The organism is Isoptericola croceus (assembly GCF_029382255.1).
Taxonomy (GTDB): Bacteria; Actinomycetota; Actinomycetes; order Actinomycetales; family Cellulomonadaceae; genus Isoptericola; species Isoptericola croceus.
Genome location: NZ_JARLLG010000262.1, coordinates 1 through 272 on the forward strand (window position 1 = coordinate 1; position 272 = coordinate 272).

At 43.4% G+C, this 272-nt stretch carries 1 protein-coding gene; it reads left to right on the plus strand.

Annotated features, from left to right (window positions below):
* Positions 1-22 precede the first annotated feature (22 nt).
* A partial coding sequence (locus PZC42_RS23140) for a protein kinase domain-containing protein (protein ID WP_368860288.1) occupies positions 23-272 on the plus strand: 250 nt, incomplete at its 3' end.

The following is a 272-nucleotide window of genomic DNA, read 5'->3' on the forward strand; positions in this document are numbered from 1 at the left end:
AAAGACGCAGAATACGATGTGAGTGCGTAATCCTAGAGAGCTCGACCTTGAACTGAATGAAGACAGTTACATCTTCCAGGACCTTATCACTGCCGGGGATCTCTTCTCCTTTCTCGAATATAAAGGGGGAATGCTAAATGATATCGAAACCGCTGTCATTGTTCGACAAATCTTGATGTCACTAGAATACTTACACGATCAAAACATTGTTCATCGAGATCTCAAACCAGACAATATACTCATGACATCTCTGGCGGATGGCTGTCGAGTGG